General features: G+C 51.8%; 1 protein-coding gene. It reads left to right on the top strand.

What is annotated here, in order from left to right; translation table 11 throughout:
• Window positions 1-32 precede the first annotated feature (32 nt).
• Window positions 33-1,221 (top strand): hypothetical protein (locus tag V6D20_08135; GenBank protein ID HEY9815753.1); only part of this gene is annotated, 1,189 nt, incomplete at its 3' end.

Raw genomic sequence — 1,221 nt, 5'->3', positions numbered from 1 at the left:
GCACCATCTTGCTCCTGGAAGCTGCTGCCAACATGAATTACAAATATATGGGCAAGTCCATGATGTGGAACGCTGAAAGAGCTGGTGCCCTAGCAGCCAAAAACTATGGTGGCCGAAAGAAACACAGAGCTGCTGAGGTCAGCCTCAACCAGCGACTGTGTAGCGACCTCTTCCGCCAGAAACGAAAAGCTGGTATCATCTGTTCTAATGACGCCAAAGGATGTTTTGATCAAATTGTCCACTCAGTTGCCAACATCTGCTTCCAAAGGCTAGGCCTTCATGCCAATCCAGTACGGTCCATGCTAGTGGCCATCCAAGAGATGACTCACCACGTGCGCACTGCCTTCGGCGATTCTGAGATTACATATGGCAATGACCCCTTTCGACCCCCACTCCAAGGATTACTCCAAGGCAACGGCGCAGCTGGCCCTGGCTGGACTGCCATTTGCTCTCCTCTAATTGAAATGATGAGGGAGCTAGGCCTTGGCTACCAATCCTGGACAGCCATTCGCCACGAAGCTATCAAGATTGTCCTGTTTGGTTTTGTGGATGACAATGACCTGGTCCACTCAGCATCTGACAACATCACCCCTTGTGAAGACTTGATACATCCTATGCAACAAGGCCTCTCCCACTGGCATGGAGCCATCCGAGCCTCGGGTGGCGACTTGGCCCCTGAAAAGAGTTACTGCTACATGATTGACTTCAAATGGTCCAAGGACCACTGGGCTTACCGATCCAAAGATGACCTCCCAGGCGCCCTTCACTTCAAGGACTCAGCTGGCAACATTACCCACACTGTCGAACGCCTGGAGGTTCATGAAGCCCGTGAGGCTTTGGGGGTCCAAGTTCGACATGACGGCCATGATGATGATGAAGTCCAATACCTAATCAAAAAAGCCAAGCAATGGCATGATGCCATCCGTTCAAACCATGTCTCACGCGAGGATGCCTGGTATGCTTTAAATAGCACCATCATGAAAACCATTCAATACCCACTCGCCTGTACTACAATGACCCAAGAACAGTCCACCCAAATTATGGTCCCTATCTTGAAAGCTGGCCTCAACAAGGCTGGTGTTCAGCGCAACCTGCCCCGCCGCCTCGTCTATGGCTCCCTCAAGGTCCAAGGGCTCAACCTCCAGTTCCCTTGGACTCTGCAGCTGATCCAACACTTACACCAGATCATGCGTCACGGCTGTCGACCGAAACACCCCACTG

This window comes from Candidatus Obscuribacterales bacterium, from assembly GCA_036703605.1.
Taxonomy (GTDB): domain Bacteria; phylum Cyanobacteriota; class Cyanobacteriia; order RECH01; family RECH01; genus RECH01.
The sequence above is the reverse complement of the archived record's forward strand: the minus strand, read 5'-3'. Positions and strand labels throughout refer to the sequence as shown.